Origin of the sequence: Roseateles sp. (assembly GCF_965229315.1) — a bacterium.
Lineage (GTDB): Bacteria > Pseudomonadota > Gammaproteobacteria > Burkholderiales > Burkholderiaceae_C > Pelomonas.
In genome coordinates this window covers 1,297,553-1,319,174 of the sequence record NZ_CBDDJA010000002.1, presented here as the reverse complement: position 1 = coordinate 1,319,174, position 21,622 = coordinate 1,297,553, and the positions used below count along the sequence as shown (strand labels likewise).

The following is a 21,622-nucleotide window of genomic DNA, read 5'->3' as shown; positions in this document are numbered from 1 at the left end:
ATGAACGCTGCCCACACCGCCGCCCCGCCCGCACTGTCCGTCCGGCAGGTGCTGATGTGCGGCGCGCTCATCGTCACGATGTCCATGGGCATACGCCACGGCTTCGGGTTCTGGCTGCAGCCCGTCATCACCGAACGGGGCTGGACGCGCGAGACCTTCTCGTTCGCGCTCGCGGTGCAGAACCTGTCCTGGGGCATCGCCGGTCCGGTGGCCGGCATGCTGGCGGACCGTTTCGGCGCCTGGAAGGTGCTCATCGCCGGCGGGCTGATGTACGCGCTGGGCCTGGTGCTGATGGCCGTGTCGTCCCACCCGCTGACGTTCACGCTCAGTGCCGGCATGCTGATCGGCATCGCGCAGTCGGGCTCGACCTATGCCGTCATCTACGGTGTGCTGGGTCGCACCGTGTCGGCCGACAAGCGTTCCTGGGCCTTCGGCGTCGCGGCGGCGGCAGGCTCCTTCGGCCAGTTCGTCATGATCCCCATCGAGACCTGGCTGATCAGCCACCTCGGCTGGCAAGGGGCGCTCTACCTGCTGGCCGGCGCCGCGCTGCTGATCGTGCCGCTGGCGCTGGGCGTGCGCGAGCGCAGCGTGACCGCCTTCAGCGGCGCCCACCAGAGCATCGGCCAGGCGCTGCGCGAGGCCTTCGGCTACCGCAGCTTCCAGTTGCTGATGCTGGGCTACTTCGTCTGCGGCTTCCAGGTCGTCTTCATCGGCGTGCACCTGCCGAGCTACCTGAAGGACCACGGCCTCGGCATCGAGGTGTCCACCGGCGCGCTGATGCTGATCGGCCTGTTCAACATCTTCGGCACCTACACCGCCGGACTGCTGGGCCAGCGCTTCCCGAAGACCTACCTGCTGTCTGCCATCTACGGCTTGCGGGCCGTCGCCATCGCCATCTTCATCACGACGCCGCTGACGCCGATCAGCGTCTACCTCTTCGCCGCCGTCATCGGCTTCCTGTGGCTGTCCACGGTGCCGCCGACGAACGCGGTCGTCGCGCAGATCTTCGGCGCGCAGCATCTGTCGATGCTGGGCGGCTTCGTGTTCCTGAGCCACCAGGTCGGCAGCTTCCTGGGCGTGTGGCTGGGCGGCAAGCTCTACGACGCGACCGGCAGCTACGACGTGGTCTGGTGGCTGTCCATCGCACTGGGCGTGATGGCGATGCTGGCCAACCTGCCGGTGCGAGAAACGCCCATCCAGCGATTGCAGGCGGCATGAGGCAGCGGACGCGCCATGTGCTGATCGGCCTCGCGGCCGCGGCGGTGCTGAGCGCAACGGCGCTGGCCTACCTGCACCCTGCGGTGATGGTGCAGCTCAGCGAACAGATCTGGGCCTGCTTCGGATGACGCCCGCGCCGTCCGCGTGGCTGCAGCGCTTTGCGCCCGAGGTGCCAGGTTTGGCGCTGGACGTGGCTTGCGGCTCGGGCCGCAACCTGCGCTGGCTGGCGGATGCGGGCTGGCGGGTCACGGGCGTGGACCGCGACACGGCGGCCACGGCGCCGCTGCGCTCCATCGCCGAGATCGTCGATGCCGACATCGAGAACAGCCCGTGGCCGCTGCAGGACCGCGCATTCGACCTGGTCGTCGTCTGCAACTACCTGTGGCGTCCGCTGTTCGATACCGTCAAGTCCGCCTTGAAGCCCGGCGGTTGGCTGGTCTGGGAGACCTTCGCCGACGGCCAGCAAACCATCGGCCGGCCATCGCGCGCCGATTTTCTGCTGCAGCGTGGCGAACTGCTGCGCGTCTGCGAGGGCTGGCGCATCGTGGCTTACGAAGACCTGTTCGAGCACGGCGCTGATGCCAAAACCTCGCCACGCTTCGTCCAGCGCGTGGTCGCCATCCGGCCGACAGATTCACCGCCCGCGGCCGCCTAAAATCCCCGGATTCCCAAAGACAGCCTCACCATGAAGCCCATCCTCGGCAGCATCGTCGCCCTCGTCACGCCCATGAACGAGGACGGCAGCATCGACTACCCCGCCCTGCGCCGCCTGATCGACTGGCATGTCGAGGAAGGCACGGCCTGCGTGGGCGTCGTCGGCACCACGGGCGAGTCGCCCACGGTCAGCATGGAAGAGAACCGCGAGATCATCCGCGTCGCGGTCGAGCACGCCAAGGGACGCATCCCCATCCTGGCCGGCACCGGCGCCAATTCCACGGCCGAGGCCATCGAGCTGAGCCGCTACGCCAAGGAAGTCGGCGCGGACTGCACGCTGTCGGTCGTGCCCTACTACAACAAGCCCTCGCAGGAAGGCATCTACCAGCACTTCAAGGCGATCGCCGAGGCCGTGGACATCCCCATGATGCTCTACAACGTGCCCGGCCGGACCGTGGCCGATATGGCGCCCGAGACGGCACTGCGCTGCGCCACGCTGCCCGGCGTCTTCGGCGTCAAGGAGGCCACTGGCAACATCGAGCGCGCGGCCTATCTCATCAAGCACGCGCCGGCCGGCTTTCACATCTACTCCGGCGACGACGGCACGGCGGTCGCGCTGATGCTGCTGGGCGGCCACGGCAACGTCAGCGTGACGGCCAATGTGGCACCGCGCCAGATGGCCGAGCTGTGCCGGCTGGCCCTCGAAGGCAATGCCGTCGAGGCGCGCAAGGTCCACATGAAGCTGCTGGGCCTGCACAAGCAACTGTTCTGCGAGCCCAGCCCCGGCCCGGCCAAGTGGGCGCTGTCCCGCCTGGGCCGGTGCGGCGCCGCGCTGCGCCTGCCGATCACGCCGATGACGACCGCCGGCCAGGCCAGCGTGGGCCAGGCGATGGTCGAGGCCGGCCTGCTCTGAAACGTGCGGCCGCCTCTGGTCTAATGCGCGGCTGCGCCGGCCAAGTCCGGCGTCTTTGTTCCCCGGAGATTTCCAGCGTGATGTCTGTTTCCTCGCTCCGCCCCACGGCGACCCGCCTGGCCTGCACGGCCTTCGTCCTGTCGCTCGCCGGCTGCAGCACTTTCGACAGCCTGTTCTCGAGTGACAAGGTCGACTACCGCGGCGCCGCGGCACGCCAGACCCAGGGCCTGGAAGTCCCGCCCGACCTGAGCCAGCTCGCCAAGGACAACCGCGCCCAGGTGCAGGGTGGCTCCATCACCGCGTCGGCCCTGTCCGCCGTCAAGCCGGCCACGCCGGCTGGCGTCCAGACGTCGACGACGGCCTCGGGCACCGTGGCGCTCAACGCGGCCGGCGACGTGCGCCTGGAACGCAGCGGCACCGACCGCTGGCTGCACACCTCGGCCACGCCGGAGCAAATCTGGCCGCAGCTGCGCGCGTTCTGGCAGGAGCGCGGCCTGGAGCTCGTCAAGGAGCAGCCCGAAGTCGGCACCATGGAGACCAACTGGGCCGAGAACCGCGCCAAGCTGCCGCAGGATTTCGTCCGCTCGACCATCGGCAAGGTCTTCGACGGCCTGTACTCGACCGGTGAGCGCGACATGTACCGCACCCGCATCGAACGCAGCGCCAGCGGCACGGACATCTTCATCAGCCACCGCGGCATGCAGGAGGTCTACACGACCCAGGCCCGCGACTCGACCGCGTGGCAGAACCGCCCGAGCGACCCGTATCTGGAAGCCGAGATGCTGTCGCGCCTGATGCTCAAGCTGGGCGGCAAGGAAGACGCGGCCAAGACCGTCGTCGCCGAAGCCGGCAAGCCGGCACCGGCCACCAGTGTGACCAAGGTCGGCGGCGAAGGCCAGCGCGTGGCACGCCGTCCGCTGTCCGAAGTGCCTGACAGCTTGACCGTCGCCGACGGCTTCGACCGGGCGTGGCGCCGGGTCGGCCTGTCGCTGGACCGCCATGGCTTCACCATCGAAGACCGCGACCGCGCGGCCGGCCTGTTCTACCTGCGTTACGCCGACCCCGAGCAGGCAGGCAAGGAAGAGCCCAACTTCTTCCAGAAGCTGTTCGGCGCCAAGGCCCCCACCCCCGCGCGCTACCGCGTCTCGGTCAAGGCCGATGGCGACAAGAGCACGGTGCGCATCCTGGATGACCGCAGCCAGGCGGTCACGGACGACAACGCCAAGCGCATCCTCAGCCTGCTGATGGACGACCTGAAGTAATCAGGCTTCTGCAGAACCAGGGACCGCCGCCGTGATGCGCTTTTGCAGCCTCGGCAGCGGCAGCGGCGGCAATTCGACGCTGGTCGAGGCCAGCCAGGGCATCACGAGCACGCGGCTGCTCATCGATGCCGGTTTCAGCTTGCGCGAACTCGTCAAGCGGCTGGCGCGTGCCGGCTGCGCGCCCGAGGATGTCGACGCGGTCTTCATCACGCACGAGCATGGCGACCATGTCGGCTGTGCGCTGACCTTTGCCGCGAAGTACCGGCGCCCGCTCCTCATGAGCCGCGGCACCTGGCGGGCGGTCGGCAACGCCGACTTCGACCCCACGCTGCTGCGCCTGGCGCGGGGCGCAGAACCCATCGCGCTGGGCGACATGCAGGTGCGCCCCTTCGCGGTGCCCCACGACGCCAACGAGCCGCTGCAGCTGACACTGGGGGACGGCGCGATGCGCCTGGGTGTGGTCACCGACCTCGGATACGCACCTCACGATGTGGCCGAGGCACTGGCGGGCTGCCAGGCGCTGCTGCTGGAAAGCAACCACGACGAGGCCATGCTGCGCGCCGGGCCGTATCCGCCGTCACTGCAGCGGCGCATCGCCGGTACGCACGGCCATCTGTCCAACGAAGCGGCGGCCGACCTGCTGGCGCGATGCCGGCATGCCACGCTGAACACGGTGGTGGCGGCGCACCTCAGCGAGCACAACAACAGCCCGGCACTGGCGCAGGCGGCGCTGGCTCAGACGCTGGGTTGCAACGCCTCGGACATCCAGGTCGCACATCCCAAACTGGGTGTGGAATGGCTGGCGCTGAACTGAATCGGCGACTTGGCGGCAGCGAGTTCAAGTCGCTCGCAAAGTTTTGTAACAGGACTCGAAACCTCGACGTCACTGTCGCAAAAAGGAAAAAAGCCGTCGCTGCTTGCGCAGCGGCGGCTCTTTCCGCGGGGACGAAGTGATTACTTCGAAGCGGCCGAAGCAGCAGCGTCCACGGCAACCGCGGCAGCCGAGGCGGCAGCGTCAGCAGCGCTGGCGGCAGCAGAAGCTTCCGGAGCCGGGGCCGGAGCCACGATCACGGGGGCCTCAACCTTGGGTTCTTCCTTCTTGCTGCAAGCGGTCAGGGCAGCAGCAGCCAGCAGGGAAGCCAACAGGATCGACTTATTCATACTTGTCCTCAAACGTTTAAACGATGGTGCACACCATAACTTTGGGGTCGTGCACCAGTGCATATTTCACACCAACTGCCGACCCCGAAAGAACAAGACGCGGAAAACCTCGAGCGCTTCCCTCGCCTAGCCAACAAGTATAGGGCTTCCCCTGTCACAGAACCTCATAGCCCCAAGGTCGTGGGCGCAAATGAATCGCTGGACCGTTGCGTCAAGGCATCAAACCATTCCAGGCCGCGTTGATGCTCGGTGGCGTCCAAGCTCAGCTCGCCGCGCCACAAATGGCGGTCGAAGAGGCGAAGGGTCAGTTTCAAGTCGGCGCTGACGGCCAGCAGCAGGCTTTGCGGCGCGGCCTCCAGCCGCACCTCCGGCTCGACGGCGCGGGCGGTGACGCAATGCGCGTAATCGCGCCGCCAGCGCACGAAGCGCGGGTGGCGGCGTGCGACGTCGTCGTACTGCAGCGCCAGCAGATGCAACTGGCGGGCGGGTCGCGCCCAGGCGGTCAGCGCGGCCAGCACGTTCGCATCCGACAGCGGCCAGTCCACGAAGCTCGCGTCCCAGGCCTGCAGCTCGCGGCAGCCCTGCGCGCTGGCCCAGGCCAGCGTGTCCCCGAGCACGCGCTGGAAGCCGGCGCGGCCGGCGAAGCCTTGCGCGTTCATCGCGCCAGCGGCTGCACCCAACCGTCCTCGGCCCATTGGTCCAGCAGCTCACGCGCCTCGGCCGACAGCCGACCGACCTCCGCCGCACCCAGCTCGCGGTCATCCGCCAGGCGGCGCATCAGCACGGCGTCCCGGCCGCCGGCGCGAAAGCTCTCGCCGTTCAGGAAGATGTGGACCTCGTCGTACAGCATGCGGCTGCGGCGGTCCAGCCGGGCGCCCGATCCCGGTGCCAGCACGTCGGCTGCGTCGAACCACACATTGGCCTTGGGCTCGGTCAGCGCCTCGCCCAGCGCCCGCTCCAGTGCACGCGGGCGCTGCACGGCGGCCTCGACGGCGCGGCGCGCAAAGTCCAGCAGCGCCGCGGGCATGCGTGCCGGCTCGGTGGCGGCCTCCTGGCGCGGGTCGCCGTAGCGCTTGCCGCTGCCGTCCGCCTCGTCCAGCAGCCGCGGCAGCAGCTCGGCCGCCAGGCCGTCGGCCGTGGACGCCCGAAAGCCCACCGAGCCCGTCATGCAACCCGGGCCGACGGCCACGCCGTCATGCGCCCAGCCGGGCGGCAGGTAGAGCATGTCGCCCGGCTCCAGCACGAACTCCTGCTCGGGCTTGAAATTCGCGATGATCTTCAGCGGCACATCGTCGCGCAGCACCGCGTCGCGCTGGGCGCCGATGCGCCAGTGGCGCCGGCCGGCCAGTTGGATGAGGAACACGTCGTAGGAGTCGAAGTGCGGCCCGACGCCACCGCCATCGCTGGCCACGGACACCATCAAGTCGTCCAGCCGCGCATCGGGCACGAAGCGGAACAGGTCCAGCAGTTCGCGCGCCGCGGCCAGGTGCTGGTCCAGCCCCTGAACGAGCAGCGTCCAGCCGGGCTTGCTCATGGCCGGCAGCCGGGCAATGGGCCCTTGCCGGAGCTGCCAGTCGCCGTCGAAGGCGGTCACGAGGCGCGACTCGACATCGTCGCGCGCGGCCAGCGCGGCCAGGTCCTTGAGGGAAGCCGGCGGCGCGACGGGATCGAAGGCCTGGCGCACCAGCAGCGGCTTCTTCTGCCAGTGCTTGCGCATGAACTGCGCCGGGCTCAGGCCGGCGAGCAGGGGAGTTGGGAGGGCGGTCTGCATGGGGCCATTGTGCCGATGCGGTGTGGGAAAATTCAGCGATGCAAGTGACCCGCCCCTGTGTCGTCTCCCTGCGCTGGAGACTCGAAGATGCCCAAGGCCAGTTGATCGACGAGCTGACCGAACCCATGGAATTCCTGCTTGGCGGTGACGACTTGTTCGCCAAGGTCGAGGAAGCGCTGGACGGCCAGGAGGTCGGCTTCGAAACGGCGCTCGCGCTGCAGCCCGAGGAAGCATTCGGCGACTACGACTCCAACCTCGTCTGCTTCGAAGCCAAGGCCCTGTTCCCGTCGGACGTGGAGCCGGGCATGCAGTTCGAAGGCCTGCCCGAAGGTGCCGCCACCGAAGGCATGCCGGACGCGGTCTACACCGTCACCGAGGTCTATCCGGAGCATGTGGTGCTGGACGGCAACCACCCGCTGGCCGGCATCGGCCTGCGCATGCACCTGACGCTGCTGGATGTGCGTGCGGCCACCGAAGCCGAGGTGGAAGCGGGCTCGGTGGGCGAACCCATCTTCATGGTGCAGACCGGCGCGCCGCCGGACGAGCAGCTTCACTGATTGCGGGACAGACCGCCGCCGCGCAGCGGCAAGCTCTGTCCCCAACTGGTCCAGAAACTCAGCGCTTGCCGGTAGACCCGAAGCCACCCGCGCCTCGGGATGAGGCATCGAAGCTGTCCACGCGACGGAACTGCGCCTGCACGACCGGCACGATGACGAGTTGCGCGATGCGCTCGAACGGCTGGACGGTGAACTCGGTCTGGCCGCGGTTCCAGCAGCTGACCATCAGCTGGCCCTGGTAGTCGCTGTCGATCAGGCCGACCAGGTTGCCCAGCACGATGCCGTGCTTGTGGCCCAGGCCCGAGCGCGGCAGGATGAGGGCGGCCAGGCCCGGGTCGGCAATGTGGATGGCCAGGCCCGTGGGGATGAGCGTCGTCTGGCCCGGGGCCAGTGTGATGGCGGTGTCCAGGCAGGCGCGCAGGTCCAGGCCGGCGCTGCCAGGCGTGGCGTAGGCGGGGATCTGCTCGGCCATGCGGGCGTCGAGCACTTGCAGGTCAATCGGGGTCATCAGAGTCGTTCCGAGAGTTCAGCGATCAGCTCGCGCGCGAGGCTGAGCTTGTCGGCCCGCCCTCCCATTTCAGGCAGCTCGCGCTGGCCCTGCTCGTCGATGAGGAGCAGCGCGTTGTCGTCGCGGCCGAACGTGGCCGGGCCGAGGTTGGCGACGATCAGCGGGATGCCCTTGCGGCGGCGCTTGGCGTCGGCGTGCTCGGCGAGCTTTTCGCTCTCGGCCGCGAAGCCGACGCAGTAAGGCGGCTTGGGTAGTCTGGCCACGGCCGCCAGGATGTCGGGGTTCTCGGCCATCGCGAGGGTCGGCGCCGTTGCGCCGCCTTCGGTCTTCTTCAGCTTGTGCTCATGCGTCTGCGCCGGCCGCCAGTCGGCGACGGCTGCGGCGGCGATGAAGGCATGCTGATGCGCCGCCAGCGGCAGCACGGCGTCGAACATCTGCTGCGCGGTCTGCACGTCGATGCGCTGCACGCCGCGCGGCGTGGGCAGGTGCACCGGGCCGGCCACCAGCGCGACCTCGGCACCCGCCTCGGCCGCCGCGCGGGCGATGGCGAAGCCCATCTTGCCGCTGCTGTGGTTGGTGATGCCGCGCACCGGGTCGATGGGCTCGAAGGTCGGCCCGGCGGTGATCAACAGCTTCCTGCCGCGCAGGGATTTGGGCGCCAGGAAGGCCTCGACATCGTCGAAGATCTCCTGCGCCTCCAGCATGCGGCCGTCGCCGATCTCGCCGCAGGCCTGGTCGCCGCTGGCCGGGCCAATGACGGTCGCGCCGTCGGCCATGATCTGCGCGACGTTGCGCTGCGTGGCCGGGTGGGCCCACATCTCGCGGTTCATCGCCGGCACCACCAGCAGCGGGCATTCGTGAATGCGGCGCGCCAGCGCGGTCAGGCTGACGAGGTCGTCCGCCCTGCCCTGCGCCAGCGCGGCGATGGCGTCGGCGCTGGCGGGTGCGACCAGCATCACGTCGGCCTCGCGGCTGAGGTTGATGTGAGCCATGTTGTTGTCGGGCCGCGCATCCCACTGGCTGGTATAGACCGGGCGCCCGGACAGCGCCTGCATCGTCACCGCGGTGATGAACTGCTCGGCCGCCTCGGTCATCATGACCTGCACCGTCGCGCCGCCCTTCACGAACAGCCGCGTCAGCTCGGCGATCTTGTAGCCGGCGATGCCGCCGCTCATCGCCAGGAGGATGTGTTTGCCGTAAAGGGGTGACGTCATCAGCGCTTCCTGAACACCAGGTCCCACACGCCATGTCCGAGCTTGATGCCGCGGTTCTCGAACTTGGTCAGGGGGCGGTAGGCGGGCTTGTCAGCATAGCTGGCCGCGGTGTTCAGGAGGTGGGGCTCGGCCGTCAGCACGTCGAGCATCTGCTCGGCATAGGGCTGCCAGTCGGTCGCGCAGTGCAGGTAGCCGCCGGGGGCGATGTGTGCCACCAGCTTGGCGACGAACTCGGGCTGGATCAGGCGGCGCTTGTGGTGGCGCTTCTTGTGCCAGGGGTCGGGGAAGAAGATGTGCACGCCGGCCAGCAGGTCGGGGCCGATCATGTCGCGCAGCACCTCGACGGCGTCGTGCTGGACGATGCGGATGTTGGCGAGCTGCTTCTCGTCGATGAGCTTGAGCAGCGCGCCGACGCCGGGCTCGTGCACCTCGCAGCCGATGAAGTCGTGGTCCGGCAGCGTGGCCGCGATCTCGGCGGTGGCGCCGCCCATGCCGAAACCGATCTCGAGCACCAACGGGGCCTTCCGGCCGAAGACTTGTTCAGGGTCGATGCGTTCGGGCTCGTAGGGCAGCACGAATTTCGGGCCCAGCTCGGCCAGCGCCTTGATCTGGCCCGTGCCCATGCGGCCGGCGCGCGTGACGAAGCTCTTGATCGCGCGGCGCGGCGGGTCCTGCGGCGGCTGGCCTTGCTCGTCGGACATCAGCCCACCTCGGCCATGACCATGGGTGTCGCAGCCACGTCGGCATCACCCAGCGCGACGGCGGCGAGATAGGACGCGATGGCGCGGTCGGCGGCGGCGTCATCCGCCGCATGGATCAGGGCCAGCGGCTCGCCGGCGGCGACGCGCGTGCCGATGGGGCGCACGTCGGAGAAGCCCACGCGCATGTCGATGGCGTCGCCCGCCTTGCGGCGGCCGCCGCCCAGCTCGACGATGGCCACGCCGAGGTCGCGGGTCGACATGGTGGTGATGACGCCGGCATGCGGCGCGGCGACGGGCTTCACGACCGGCGCGGCGGCCAGGTAGGCGTCGGGACGCTCCATCAGGTCGGCCGGGCCGCCCAGGGCCACGACCATCTGGGCGAACTTCTCGGCGGCAGCGCCGGAGTCCAGTGCAGCCTGCAGCTTCACGCGCGCACCGGCAGTGCTGGCAGCCAGCCCCCCCAGCACCAGCATCTCGGCGCACAGCGCCAGCGTCACCTCGTGCAGGCGCGGCTCGCGGTGCTCGCCGGTCAGGTAGCGAATCGTCTCGATGACTTCCAGCGAGTTGCCGACATCGCTGCCCAGGATCTGGTTCATGTCGGTGATCAGCGCGCGCGTCTTCAGGCCCGCGCCGCCGGCCACGGCGACGATGCTCTCGGCCAGCTCCTTGGCGAACTCGGGCGTGGACGCGAACGCGCCGTTGCCGCACTTGATGTCCATGGCCAGGCCTTCGAGGCCGGCAGCCAGCTTCTTGGACAGGATGCTGGCGGTGATCAGCGGCACGCTCTCGACCGTGGCCGTCACGTCACGCGTGGCGTAGAAGCGCTTGTCGGCGGGTGCGAGGTCGGCGGTCTGGCCGATGATGGCGCAGCCCAGCGAACGCACGATCTGGTCGAAGCGCGCCGGCTCGGGCGTGGTCGTGTAGCCGGGGATGGCTTCGAGCTTGTCCACCGTGCCGCCGGTGTGGCCCAGGCCGCGGCCGGCGATCATGGGCACATAACCGCCGCAGGCGGCGACCATGGGCGCCAGCATCAGGCTGACCTTGTCGCCCACGCCGCCGCTGCTGTGCTTGTCCAGCACCGGGCCGGGCATGTCGGGCCAGCGCATGACGCGGCCGGAGTTCATCATCGCCCGCGTCAGCAGCACGGCTTCGTCGCGGCCCATGCCCTTGAGGAACACGGCCATGCCCAGCGCCGCCACCTGGCCCTCGCTCCAGGAGTTGTCGACGAGGCCGCGGACGAAGTGGTTGATCTGCGCTTCGTTGAGCGCCTGGCCGTCGCGCTTGGCGCGGATGATTTCTTGAGCAAGCATGGGGCAGTGGGCCGAGTCAGTAGGCCGAGGTCGTGGCGACGGATTCCGCGCCGGAAAGAACGGATTCGATATCGGTGAGCAGGCCGCTGGCGCCAAAGCGCAGGCGCTGCGGATTCACCGCGGCAGCACCGAGCGCAGCCTCGACCTGGGCGATGTAGCCGGCGGCATCCGCCACCGAGCGCACGCCGCCCGAGGCCTTGAAGCCAGCCGCGGACAGGCCGCTGGCGGCAATTTCCTTGAGCATGGTCGCGGCTGCAGCGGGGGTGGCACCCACGGCGGTCTTGCCGGTGCTGGTCTTGACGAAGTCGGCGTCGGCGGCCAGCGCCAGGCGCGTGGCCTGCGCGATGCGGTCCGACGACCCCAGCTCACCGGATTCGATGATGACCTTGAGCGTCAGCGGGCGGCTCGCGAAGCGGACTTCGGACAGGAACTCGGCCACGTCGGTCGTCTTGCCCGCCAGCAGCGCGCGGTACGGCAGCACGACGTCGACCTCGTCACCGCCGGCCTGGGCGATGGCCTGGACGTCGGCGAGTGCGCGCGGCAGGTCCAGCCGGCCGTCCGGGAAATTGGCGACGGCCGCGACCTTGATCGACGCCGGCAGCGCCGCCCGCGCCTGCGCCACGAAACGCGGCCAGACGCACACGGCCGCCACGGGGCCGTGCGGCGTCTGCGCGCGCCGGCACAGCGCCTCGATTTCGGCCGCGGTGTCGGCGTCGTTCAGGCTGGTCAGGTCCAGGCAGGCCAGCGCCGTGCGGGCCGCGGCCCGCAAAGCGGCATGGCCGTCGGTGGTCACAGCGCGGTGCCCGCGAAGCTGCCCACCAGCGCGGCCAGGAAGGCGGACGCGCGCTCGCCGGACATCTGCGCCTGCTTGAGCGTCAGGTCATGCGTCAACGCCTCGGCGGACAGGCCGGCGGCCATGTTGGTGATCAGCGCCAGGCCCATGACCTTCAGGCCGGCGTGGCGGGCCAGGATGGTCTCGGGCACGGTGCTCATGCCCACGGCGTCGGCGCCCCAGGCGGCGAACATGCGGATCTCGGCCGGCGTCTCGAACTGCGGGCCCAGCGCCCAGCAGTAGGTGCCTTCGCCCAGCATCAGGTTCTCGCGCTTGGCCAGCGCCAGCGCGTGGCGGCGCAGCTCGGGGTCGTAGGCCGCGCTCATGTCGACGAAGCGGTGGCTGCCGGGCTCGCCCACCAGCGGGCTGCGCTGCGGTGCGTTGATGTGGTCGGCGATCAGCATCAGGCTGCCGGGCGGCATGTGGCTGCGCAGCGAACCGGAGGCGTTGGTCTGCAGCAGCAGCTTGACGCCCCAGCGCTTGAGCGTGCGCAGCGCACCCGCCATGCCGGTGCAGTCGCCGCTCTCGTAGGTGTGGGCGCGGCCGCGCAGCATGATGACGCGCTGCTCGCCCAGGCGGCCGACGACGACCTCGTTGACATGGCCTTCGACCTTGGGTTGCGGGAAAGCCGGCAGCTCGGTGTAGGGCAGGCTCTGTGCGTCCTGCACATGGCTGACCGCACCGGCCCAGCCGGAGCCGAGCACGACGGCCACCCCGGGCGCGTTGCCGAACAAGGATTGCAGCTTCTCGACGCTCGCGGTGATGGCGACGTCGAGGGTTTTGTTGTCGATCATGGGAAACCTCAGAACTTCAAATGATCCGGCCCGAAGCTGTGGGGCAGCAGTTCGGCCAGGGTCCAGCGTTGGCGGATGCCGCCCGGGTCGCCGGCAATGATGACGAGCTCGTCGGGCACGGAAAACTCCCGGAGCTTCTGGCGGCAGCCGCCGCAGGGGGTGATGATGTCCGGGCCGGGCCCCGTCACCAGCACCGCCCTGGCCTGTTTGCCGCCGGCCATGCGCATCGCCGTCAGCGCCGACGGCTCGGCGCACCAGCCCTGCGGGTAGGACGCGTTCTCCATGTTGGCGCCGACGTGGATGCGGCCCTGCTCGTCGAGCAGGGCCACGCCGACACGGTATCTGGAGTACGGCGCGTGGGCCAGGTCGCGCGCACGCAGCGACTCGGCCAGCAGGCGGTCCAGCAGGTCTTGGGAGAGGTCCATCAGCGTTCCTTCACGTACGGACGACCCAGGGCCTTGGGTGCGATGGCCGAACCAATGAAGCCGGCCAGCAGCACGACGGTCAGGATGTAGGGCAACGCCTGGATCAGCTGCACCGGCACCTCGCCCCCGCCCAGGCTCGCTGGCAGCTGCACGCCCTGCATGCGGATGGCGATGGCGTCCAGGAAGCCGAACAGCAGGCAGGCAGCCATCGTGGGCAGCGGCTTCCACTTGCCGAAGATCATCGCGGCCAGCGCGATGAAGCCGCGGCCGGCGGTCATGTTGGGCGAGAAGGACGCGTTCTGCGCCAGCGTCAGGTAGGAGCCCGCCAGGCCGCACAGCACGCCGTTCATCAGCAGCGCCTGGTAGCGCAGGCCTTGCACGGACATGCCGGCGGCTTCCACCATGGCCGGGTTCTCGCCGACGGCGCGCAGCCTCAGGCCCGGGCGCGTGCGCTCCAGGAAGAACCACACTGCCGCGACCATCAGGAAGGCGATGTAGACCAGCACGTTGTGGCTGAGGAAGCCGTGGCCGAACACGGACGCGAACCAGTGGCCCGGCTGCGGCTCGGCGAAGCCCTTGGCGAGCGCGGTCAGGCGCACGTCGGGTTCGATGGGCGGCGTCTGCCCGCCCTGCTGGAACCAGGCGATGCCCAGCACCACCGTGAGGCCGGCCGCGATCATGTTCAGCGCGACGCCCGAGACGACCTGGTCGCCGCGGTGCGTCACGCAGGCAAAGCCGTGCAGCAGCGAGGCCGCGCAGGCCACCGCGACAGCGGCCAGCAGCCCCAGCCCGGTGGAATGCGTGACCGAAGCCGTCGCCGCGGCGGCGAAGGCGGCGAACAGCATCTTGCCTTCCAGCCCCAGGTCGACGACGCCGGCGCGCTCGGACAGCACGCCCGCCATCGCGCACAGCAGCAACGGCGCGCTCACGCGCAGCGTGGAGGCGATCACCGAGGCGATCAGGACTTCATCCACGGCGGCCTCCCTTCACGGCGGCATAGACACGCGCGAACAGCGGCGCGCTGACGGTGGCCATCGCGCCGGAGAACAGCACGATCAGGCCCTGCGCCGTGACCACCATCTCGCGGCTGAAGCCCTGCAGCTCGAAGCTCACCTCGACGCCGCCCTGGTACAGCACGCCGAACAGCAGCGACGCGAGGATGATGCCCACAGGATGGTTGCGACCCATCAGCGACACGGCAATGCCCGTGAAGCCGGCACCGGCCACGAAGTCCAGCGTCAGCTTGCCCTGCACGCCAGAGATCTCGTTGATGCCCACCATGCCGGCCAGCGCGCCGGAGATGGCCATGGCCAGCAGCACCTGCGCGCGCGGGTGGATGCCCGCGTAGTGCGCGGCACGCGGCGCGCTGCCGACGGCACGCACCGCGTAGCCCGCCGCGCTCTTCCACAGGAACCAGCCGACGGCCACGCAGGCCAGCAGCGCGATGACGAGGCTGAAGTTCAGCGGCGACGACGGCAGTTCATAGCCCAGCGCAGCAGCCATCTGGTGCAACGCCGGCATGCGGGCGCTGTCGGCGAACTCCGCTGACTCGACCGACATGCTGCCGGCCGGCCGCAGCCAGTTCACCAGCAGGTAGGCGTTGAGCGCCGCGCCGAGGAAATTGAACATGATGGTCGTGATGACGATGTGGCTGCCGCGCCAGGCCTGCAGATAGGCCGGCAGCGCCGCCCACAGCATGCCGAACAGCGCGGCGGCGACGACCAGCAGCGGCAGCATGACGACGGCCGGCAGCTTGGCGCCCAGCCACAGCGCCACCAGCGCGACGCCCACGCCGCCCAGCGTCGCCTGGCCTTCGCCGCCGATGTTGAACAGCCCGGCGTGAATGGCGACCGCGACCGCCAGGCCGGTGAAGATGAAGGTCGTCGCGTAGTACAGCGAATAGCCCAGGCCGCGCACGCTGCCCAGCGCGCCGTTGAGCAGCACCGTCAGCGCCTGCCAGGGGCTGTGGCCGATGACCATGACGACGAGACCCGCCACGACCAGCGCGATGGCGAGGTTCCACAGCGGCAGCAGGCCGATGTCGATCCAGCGGGGAAGGGTCAGGGGTTGGCTCATGCGGCCGCTCGTTCTTCTTGTGCGGCCATCAGCAGGCCGAGGCGACGTTCGTCGCAGTCTTCGATGGCCAGCTCGCCGGTGATGCGGCCGGCGTTCATGACGATCACGCGGTCGGCCAGCGCCAGGATCTCGTCCAGCTCGCTGCTGACCAGCAGCACGGCGCAGCCGGCGTCGCGCAGCGCGCGCAGCTGGTGGTGGATGAATTCGATGGCGCCGATGTCCACGCCACGCGTGGGCTGGCCCACCAGCAGCACGGTCGGCTGCTCGCCGATCTCGCGCGCCAGGATGAGCTTCTGCTGGTTGCCGCCGGAGAACTTGCTGGAGCCCAGGTTCTCGTCGCGCGGGCGCACGTCGAAACGGGCCTGCATCTGCCGTGTCGCCTCGCGCATCGCGGCGTGGTTCATGGACGCGCCCTTGCGGTACTTCGGCAGGTTCTGGTAGCCCAGCACGGCGGACTCCCAGGCTGGGAAGCTCATGACCAGACCCACCGCATGCCGGTCTTCCGGCACGTGCGCCAGCCGCAGCGGGCGGGCCTGGGCCGTGTCCAGCCAGGCGCCGGGCGCGAACGACCTCCCGCCCAATTCGAGCCGGCCGCCCTCTGGCGCGCGCAGGCCGGACAGCACTTCCAGCAGCTCGCTCTGGCCGTTGCCCGACACGCCGGCCACGCCGACGATCTCGCCGGCCTTGAGCGTGAGGCTCACGTCCTTGAGCGCCGGCACGCCATTGGCGTGCTTCAGGCTCAGGCCGGACGCCTGCAGGCGCACCTCGCCCACATGAACTTCCAGGCCAGGTTCCGATTCAGGCCGGCCCAGCGTGACCTTGCGGCCCACCATGGATTCGGCCAGCGCCTCTTCGCTCCAGGCCGCGATGTGCCGTGTCTCGACAACCTGGCCCTGGCGCATCACCGTGACGGCGCCGCACAGGCTCATCACTTCCTTGAGCTTGTGCGTGATGAGGATAAGCGTCGTGCCGCGCTCCTTCAACCGGCGCAGCGTGACGAACAGCTGGTCGGTCTCCTGAGGCGTCAGCACCGCGGTGGGTTCGTCCAGGATCAGGATCTTGGCGCCGCGGTACAGCGCCTTCAGGATCTCCAGCCGCTGCAGCTCGCCGACGGGCAGGTCGCCGACGAGAGCGTCCAGGTGCACCTGCAGGCCGGTCTCGGCCATCAGCGTGTCCAGCCTGGCGCGCACCTTGGCCTTGGACGGCGCCAGGAAGAAGCCGCCCTCCGCGCCCAGCATGATGTTTTCCAGGCAGGTCAGCGTGTCGACCAGCATGAAGTGCTGGTGGACCATGCCGATGCCCAGCGCAATCGCCTGCTGCGAGTTGGCGATGTGGGCGGGCTGGCCGTCGATCTCGATGCTGCCGGCGTCGGCGTGGTAATAGCCATACAGGATGGCCATCAACGTGCTCTTGCCGGCGCCGTTCTCGCCGACGAGGCCATGCACGCTGCCCGCGGCGATGTCGAACGACACCTCGCGGTTGGCCTGCACGGCGCCGAAGCGCTTGGAGATCGCCCGCAGACGGACGGCTACGGGAGTGGCTTGCTCTGGCATGTCGGGGCGAGAACGCTCTCTAGTCAGTTGAGGACGGGTCGCCGACGGCTGAGTCGGCTGCAGGCCCGTCCCGCAGAGCCATCAGTACTTGCAGGCGTTGTCCGCCATGTAGTCCGCCACCTTCACCTTGCCGGCGATGATGTCGGCCTTCACGGCATCGACCTTGGCCTTCAGCGCCGGGTTCAGCAGCTTGGCGTTGTTGTCGTCGACGGCATAGTCCACGCCGCCTTCCTTCAGGCCCAGCACGCTGACGCCGGGCTTCCAGGCCTTCAGCACGTTGTAGACGGCCACGTCCACACGCTTGACCATGGAGGTCAGCATGGTGCCGGGCTGCAGGTGGTTCTGGTTGCTGTCCACGCCGATGGCCAGCTTGCCGGCGTCCTTGGCCGCCTGGTAGACGCCCACGCCGGTGCCGCCGGCCGCGGCGAAGACGACGTCCGAGCCCTTGGCGAACTGCGCCTTGGCCAGCTCGCCACCGCGGGTCGGGTCGTTCCACGACGAGGACGTGGTGCCCGTCATGTTGGAGAACACCTCGATCTTGGCGTTGGTCGCCTTCGCACCCTGCTCGTAGCCGCACTGGAACTTGCGGATCAGCGGGATGTCCATGCCGCCCACGAAGCCGACCTTGCCGGTCTTGCTGACCATGGCCGCCATCGCGCCGACCAGGTAGCTGCCTTCATGCTCCTTGAACAGCAGCGACTGAACGTTGGGCAGGTCCACCTTGGCATCGATGATGGCGAACTGGGTCTTGGGGAAGTCCTTGGCCACCTGCTGCAGCGCCGACGCCTGGGCGAAGCCGATGCTGATGATGGGGCTGGCGCCGCGCTCGGCCATGCGGCGGATGGCCTGCACGCGCTGGGTGTCGTTGCTGATCTCGAATTCGAGATAGGCCTTGCCGGTCTCCTTCTTCCACTGCTCAGCCCCCTGGTAGCCGGCCTGGTTGAAGGATTTGTCGAACTTGCCGCCCATGTCGAAGATCACTGCGGGCTGCTGGGCCTGGGCCAGGGCCGACGCAAGCGACAGGACAAGAGCGGAGAGACGCAGAACAGTTTTCATGGGCACAGGAGAGGCCAGGCGAAAGGCGTGCATTGTAGGCAGCTACCCTCAATATTTACTAACCAGGAAAATACGGAGCCGTGGGACGGGATTGAACTGGGCTGAACCAGCGAAAGCCCTGTAGAGGTCCTCGACAACTGGCCATGAAGCGCCCCGCGCCGGCACACCGCAACGCCGCTCAGCGGGCCCATCCGCAGCATAGACGATCAGCTCCGCACCGAGCCACAACTCACGCTGCGCCGCCTACTCAACGCGGAAGTGCATCGCCTCTCAACAATTGCTCGAAGCGAACATAGGCACCGGACCGCATGAACCCCGCTGCGGCCGCCTGGGCGCCCGCCACGCTGATGTGCGTGCCCTCCAAGCTGAAGGGAACGCCCGCCTCCGTCACATCGGAAACATGCCCATCGATCGAGAACAAGTCTGCACGGTCGAGCATCAATACATTGCCCCAACCGGCAACTCTCGCGCTCAACGCGCGGTTTGCCGCTTCGGCTTGCCTGTCCCGTTCGACACCCACCTTTCGAGGATCAAAGGCCGAACCTCGAATATGAGACTTCTTATAGTATGCGGCGATGTCGGCATCGTAGAGCCGTGGGCTGGGCATCACAACGACAAATCGGACCCGTGCACTGAGCCAGTCGATGAATTCCATCGTTGCCTTCAGCTGATCCAAGTTGGCCACTTTCATCCAATGGCCAGCAACAACGACAAAATCATACCGTCCAATCTCGCTGCCGACGAAGGCACGATTGAATTGGCATTGCCTGTACGCCATGCTGGTTTTCGGGCCGATGAATTCATCGCCCAAGGCCGGAAAACACCAGTTCGTGGTGATGGAGTTGACGGCGAAGCCGGACCTGCGGCCCACCACATCCCACAGCGGCTCGTACTGCCCAGCGAAAGAATCGCCAACGAGCAATGCTTTGGTATGAGCGGCACGCTCCCCCAGCCAGCACGTGGTGCCCGCAGAACCCACCTTCAACGCCGCATTGGCGTCGATACTGTAAAAACACCAGCCGCTGTCCGATCTCGCCATGTCCGCATCAGCTCCCCTCGAGGCAGTTGGCAACCTGTCGGCGAAGCCCTTGTTAACAGCGCCGACAACGCCCACGCCACCGAAGAACAGCAATCCAACCGCGCTGAAAACGAAAATCTGGCGACGGGAAAACACACCCCTGGCCCTGAATGGGCTCTCGACATAACGCCAACTGACGTGAGCCAACACCAGGGACGTCGCGATCACGGCGGCAAGAAGGCCAGGTCCGGGTGCGCTGACCGCTTCATGGCGAACGAAAGCGATCAGCGGTTGGTGCCACAGGTAGGCGCTGTAGCTGATGAGCCCCATCTTGACGAACGGCCCCCAGCCGAGCAGCCGGCCAACCCGCGTCGCCGGTCGAGCAAAGGCGAGGATGAGTACCGTCCCGACGGTAGGCACCAACGCCCACGCTCCGGGAAACGGCGTCGATTTGTCAAACCACAGGATGGCGTAAGAAATCAACATCAGCCCGAGCGCCGCTGCAATCTCGGCAACCACTTGATTGTTCAGAAGCGCATCAATCTTGGGCACAACGAAAACCACCAGACTGCCTAACAACAGCTCCCAGGCCCGTGTTGGCAACAGATAAAAGGCCGCCACTGGTTTCGTGGCAATGCCGATCTGGGCCGTCACCAGGCTCGCAACACTGGCAACAGCCAGCACCCAAAACACGCTGCGTCGCCCGCAACGCCACAGAGAAAGCAGCAAGACCGGATAGAACAGGTAATACTGCTCTTCAACCGCCAGGCTCCAGGTGTGCAGCAAAGGCTTCAACTCTGCGGCGGCGGCAAAATAGTCGCTCGTCCACCAGAAAAATATATTAGAAACAAAGGCCACGACGGCCACCATGCTGCGTGAGAAATCTTCGAGATCAGCCGGCAGCAGGAACAGCCATGCCAGAGGCAGGCACAACAGCATCATGAAAAACAGCGCCGGAAGAATCCTTCTGGCACGTCGCTCATAAAATGAAACAATCGAGAACTTGCCTGTCTCGAGTTCCGACACCAGGATTGACGTGATCAGGAATCCACTGATCACAAAGAAGATATCGACGCCGACAAAGCCGCCTTCAAACCCAGCAACGCCGGCATGAAAGAAGATCACGGGCAGAACCGCGAACGCGCGAAGGCCGTCGATTTCTGGTCTGTATCTCATGGCGGTCTGGAAGCCAGACATCGCTGGAGCCAGTCAGGAGCTGGTACGGCTTCGCAGCCGCCTGTGAGCCGCACGGGCGTGGGGCAACCACCCCAGTGTCGCCCATCGCCGCCACATCAGCAGCCCGCGAATCCACTCATCCGCCGCGTAGGCGATCCACACGCCCACGAGCCCCCAGCCCAGGTACACGCCCAGGAACCAGCTGCCGCCGGCCAGCACGACGACCATGGACGCCGCGCCAGCCATGACGGGGTAGCGCGCGTCGCCCGTGGCGCGCAGCGCGTTGATGACGACCAGGTTGAACGTGCGGCCCGGCTCCAGCAGCACCGTCCACCACAGCAGCGTGGCGCCCAGCGCGATGATCTCGGGGTCGGACGTGAAGCGGGCCAGCAGCCAGGGCCCGGCCAGCGCGAAGGCGCCCGCCACCAGCAAGGCCACGACGAAGCCCAGCGCCAGCGCGCGGCGCACCAGCCGGTGTGCCGCATGCAGCTCGCCCGCCCCGACGAGGTGGCCCACGAGGATCTCGACCGCGAAACCGATGGCCAGGCTGAACATCAGGATCACGTAGAGAAACTGCATCGTGTAGGCGTGCGTGGCCAGCGAGTGCGCGCCCAGTTGCGCCACCGCCGCGAGGCTCGTCATGAACGCCAGGCGCCAGGCGATGTTCTCCGCCGCGCCCGGGATGCCGATGTGCAGCACGGTGGCCAGCGGCGCGCGCACCAGGCGCCACCAGTCGGCCGGGCGCAGTCGCAGGCCCAGCCGCGCGCGCCACAGCAGGATGTGCAGCGCCAGGCCCACGGCGCGCCCGCAGGTGCAGGCCAGCGCATAGCCCACGAGGCCCAGGTGCGGCATGGCCGCCAACGCGACGAGCAGCGTGACGAGCTGGATGGCGATGACCACGGCCAGCGCGTCGCGGCTGCGCAGGTGGGCGCGCATGACACTGGCCATGCTGGCGTTCCAGGCGTCCATCAGCAGCGCGGGGGCCAGGGCTTGCAGCAGCGTGCCGGCCAGCGGCGCGACCTCGGGCGGCGCGTTGACGACGCCCAGCAGCGGGCCGGCCGCAATGAGGGCCACGGCCGCGCCCGTCAGCCCCAGCCAGGTGCTGGCGCCCACCACCGCGCGGGCCACCGCGTCGGCCTGGTCGCGCCGCCCCGCGCCCAGCGCCTGCGTGATGGCCACGCTGACGCCCGCGCCGATGATGCGGAACAGGATGAAAAGTGTTGCAAAGACCTGGTTGGCCAGGCCGAACGCGGCGCCGCTGTCATCCGACAGCCGCGCCGCCAGCGCCGTGCCGATGACGCCGATGCCGATGCCCAGCAGCAGCTCCAGCAGCAGCGGCCAGGTCAGCGCAAAGAGACGGGGGCGAGCGGCAACGGCCGTCATGGCCGAGCGCGAAAGGCGGGATTCACACAAGTCACGGCAA

Annotated in this window: 23 protein-coding genes; 7 read left to right on the top strand and 16 right to left on the bottom strand. The window is 68.4% G+C overall.

The genetic code is table 11. The annotated features are described in order from the left end of the window. The 6 genes from ACO07H_RS10890 to ACO07H_RS10865 all read left to right on the top strand — a co-directional run bounded on the left by ACO07H_RS10890 (position 1) and on the right by ACO07H_RS10865 (position 4,861). Positions 1-1,218: an MFS transporter gene (locus ACO07H_RS10890; protein ID WP_422013954.1), complete on the top strand. Its 1,218-nt coding sequence runs from the start codon at positions 1-3 to the stop codon at positions 1,216-1,218. Then, complete coding sequence (locus tag ACO07H_RS10885) at positions 1,215-1,346, top strand: hypothetical protein (RefSeq protein ID WP_422013952.1); 132 nt, start codon at positions 1,215-1,217, stop codon at positions 1,344-1,346. The genes ACO07H_RS10890 and ACO07H_RS10885 overlap by 4 nt, the downstream gene beginning before the upstream one ends. Further along, entirely contained in the window at positions 1,343-1,873 is a 531-nt protein-coding gene (locus ACO07H_RS10880; RefSeq protein WP_422013950.1) for a class I SAM-dependent methyltransferase, read from the top strand. Before ACO07H_RS10885 ends, ACO07H_RS10880 begins: the two co-directional genes overlap by 4 nt. Before the next feature lie 30 nt (positions 1,874-1,903). Then, the gene (dapA, locus tag ACO07H_RS10875; protein ID WP_422013948.1) at positions 1,904-2,785 is read left to right on the top strand and encodes a 4-hydroxy-tetrahydrodipicolinate synthase; all 882 of its coding nucleotides are present in this window, start codon (positions 1,904-1,906) and stop codon (positions 2,783-2,785) included. An 80-nt stretch (positions 2,786-2,865) separates the two neighbouring features. Further along, positions 2,866-4,047, top strand: a complete 1,182-nt coding sequence (bamC, locus tag ACO07H_RS10870; RefSeq protein ID WP_422013946.1) for an outer membrane protein assembly factor BamC — start codon at positions 2,866-2,868, stop codon at positions 4,045-4,047. Between the two features lie 34 nt (positions 4,048-4,081). After that, positions 4,082-4,861, top strand: coding sequence for an MBL fold metallo-hydrolase (locus tag ACO07H_RS10865; RefSeq protein ID WP_422013944.1), 780 nt, complete (start codon positions 4,082-4,084; stop codon positions 4,859-4,861). 140 nt (positions 4,862-5,001) lie between these two features. On the opposite strand, the gene ACO07H_RS10860 is transcribed toward ACO07H_RS10865, so the two are convergent. The 3 genes from ACO07H_RS10860 to ACO07H_RS10850 all read right to left on the bottom strand — a co-directional run bounded on the left by ACO07H_RS10860 (position 5,002) and on the right by ACO07H_RS10850 (position 6,979). Beyond that, entirely contained in the window at positions 5,002-5,208 is a 207-nt protein-coding gene (locus tag ACO07H_RS10860; RefSeq protein ID WP_422013942.1) for a hypothetical protein, read from the bottom strand. Between the two features lie 164 nt (positions 5,209-5,372). Next, on the bottom strand, positions 5,373-5,867 hold the full coding sequence (locus tag ACO07H_RS10855) for a hypothetical protein (protein ID WP_422013940.1): 495 nt from the start codon (positions 5,865-5,867) through the stop codon (positions 5,373-5,375). Further along, on the bottom strand, positions 5,864-6,979 hold the full coding sequence (locus tag ACO07H_RS10850) for a JmjC domain-containing protein (RefSeq protein ID WP_422013938.1): 1,116 nt from the start codon (positions 6,977-6,979) through the stop codon (positions 5,864-5,866). Before ACO07H_RS10850 ends, ACO07H_RS10855 begins: the two co-directional genes overlap by 4 nt. 38 nt (positions 6,980-7,017) lie before the next feature. Here ACO07H_RS10850 and ACO07H_RS10845 point away from each other — a divergent pair, with 38 nt between their 5' ends. After that, a complete protein-coding gene (locus tag ACO07H_RS10845; protein ID WP_422013936.1) occupies positions 7,018-7,536 on the top strand; it encodes an FKBP-type peptidyl-prolyl cis-trans isomerase in 519 nt (172 codons plus the stop codon). 58 nt (positions 7,537-7,594) lie between these two features. Here ACO07H_RS10845 and dut read toward each other — a convergent pair whose 3' ends face one another. The 13 genes from dut to ACO07H_RS10780 form a co-directional block, all read right to left on the bottom strand. Continuing rightward, a complete protein-coding gene (gene dut, locus ACO07H_RS10840) occupies positions 7,595-8,044 on the bottom strand; it encodes a dUTP diphosphatase (RefSeq protein WP_422013934.1) in 450 nt (149 codons plus the stop codon). Next, positions 8,044-9,258: a bifunctional phosphopantothenoylcysteine decarboxylase/phosphopantothenate--cysteine ligase CoaBC gene (gene coaBC, locus ACO07H_RS10835; protein WP_422013932.1), complete on the bottom strand. Its 1,215-nt coding sequence runs from the start codon at positions 9,256-9,258 to the stop codon at positions 8,044-8,046. The genes dut and coaBC overlap by 1 nt, the downstream gene beginning before the upstream one ends. Continuing rightward, positions 9,258-9,959, bottom strand: a complete 702-nt coding sequence (gene trmB, locus ACO07H_RS10830; RefSeq protein WP_422013930.1) for a tRNA (guanosine(46)-N7)-methyltransferase TrmB — start codon at positions 9,957-9,959, stop codon at positions 9,258-9,260. Before trmB ends, coaBC begins: the two co-directional genes overlap by 1 nt. Continuing rightward, entirely contained in the window at positions 9,959-11,269 is a 1,311-nt protein-coding gene (gene deoA / locus ACO07H_RS10825) for a thymidine phosphorylase (protein ID WP_422013928.1), read from the bottom strand. Before deoA ends, trmB begins: the two co-directional genes overlap by 1 nt. Before the next feature lie 16 nt (positions 11,270-11,285). After that, positions 11,286-12,062, bottom strand: coding sequence for a deoxyribose-phosphate aldolase (gene deoC / locus ACO07H_RS10820; protein WP_422013926.1), 777 nt, complete (start codon positions 12,060-12,062; stop codon positions 11,286-11,288). Continuing rightward, positions 12,059-12,895 carry a purine-nucleoside phosphorylase gene (locus ACO07H_RS10815; protein WP_422013924.1) on the bottom strand — a complete coding sequence of 279 codons (837 nt, stop codon included), beginning with the start codon at positions 12,893-12,895 and terminating at the stop codon, positions 12,059-12,061. The genes deoC and ACO07H_RS10815 overlap by 4 nt, the downstream gene beginning before the upstream one ends. 8 nt (positions 12,896-12,903) lie before the next feature. Next, a complete protein-coding gene (gene cdd / locus ACO07H_RS10810) occupies positions 12,904-13,320 on the bottom strand; it encodes a cytidine deaminase (protein WP_422013922.1) in 417 nt (138 codons plus the stop codon). After that, a complete protein-coding gene (locus ACO07H_RS10805) occupies positions 13,320-14,294 on the bottom strand; it encodes an ABC transporter permease (RefSeq protein WP_422013920.1) in 975 nt (324 codons plus the stop codon). Before ACO07H_RS10805 ends, cdd begins: the two co-directional genes overlap by 1 nt. Beyond that, a complete protein-coding gene (locus ACO07H_RS10800; protein WP_422013918.1) occupies positions 14,287-15,396 on the bottom strand; it encodes an ABC transporter permease in 1,110 nt (369 codons plus the stop codon). Before ACO07H_RS10800 ends, ACO07H_RS10805 begins: the two co-directional genes overlap by 8 nt. Further along, positions 15,393-16,949 carry an ABC transporter ATP-binding protein gene (locus ACO07H_RS10795; RefSeq protein WP_422013916.1) on the bottom strand — a complete coding sequence of 519 codons (1,557 nt, stop codon included), beginning with the start codon at positions 16,947-16,949 and terminating at the stop codon, positions 15,393-15,395. Before ACO07H_RS10795 ends, ACO07H_RS10800 begins: the two co-directional genes overlap by 4 nt. 81 nt (positions 16,950-17,030) lie before the next feature. Further along, entirely contained in the window at positions 17,031-18,005 is a 975-nt protein-coding gene (locus tag ACO07H_RS10790; RefSeq protein WP_422013914.1) for a BMP family lipoprotein, read from the bottom strand. 247 nt (positions 18,006-18,252) lie between these two features. Then, positions 18,253-20,220 carry an acyltransferase family protein gene (locus tag ACO07H_RS10785; RefSeq protein WP_422013912.1) on the bottom strand — a complete coding sequence of 656 codons (1,968 nt, stop codon included), beginning with the start codon at positions 20,218-20,220 and terminating at the stop codon, positions 18,253-18,255. Positions 20,221-20,232: 12 nt separating this feature from the next. After that, on the bottom strand, positions 20,233-21,582 hold the full coding sequence (locus ACO07H_RS10780) for an MATE family efflux transporter (RefSeq protein WP_422013910.1): 1,350 nt from the start codon (positions 21,580-21,582) through the stop codon (positions 20,233-20,235). Positions 21,583-21,622: the final 40 nt, after the last annotated feature.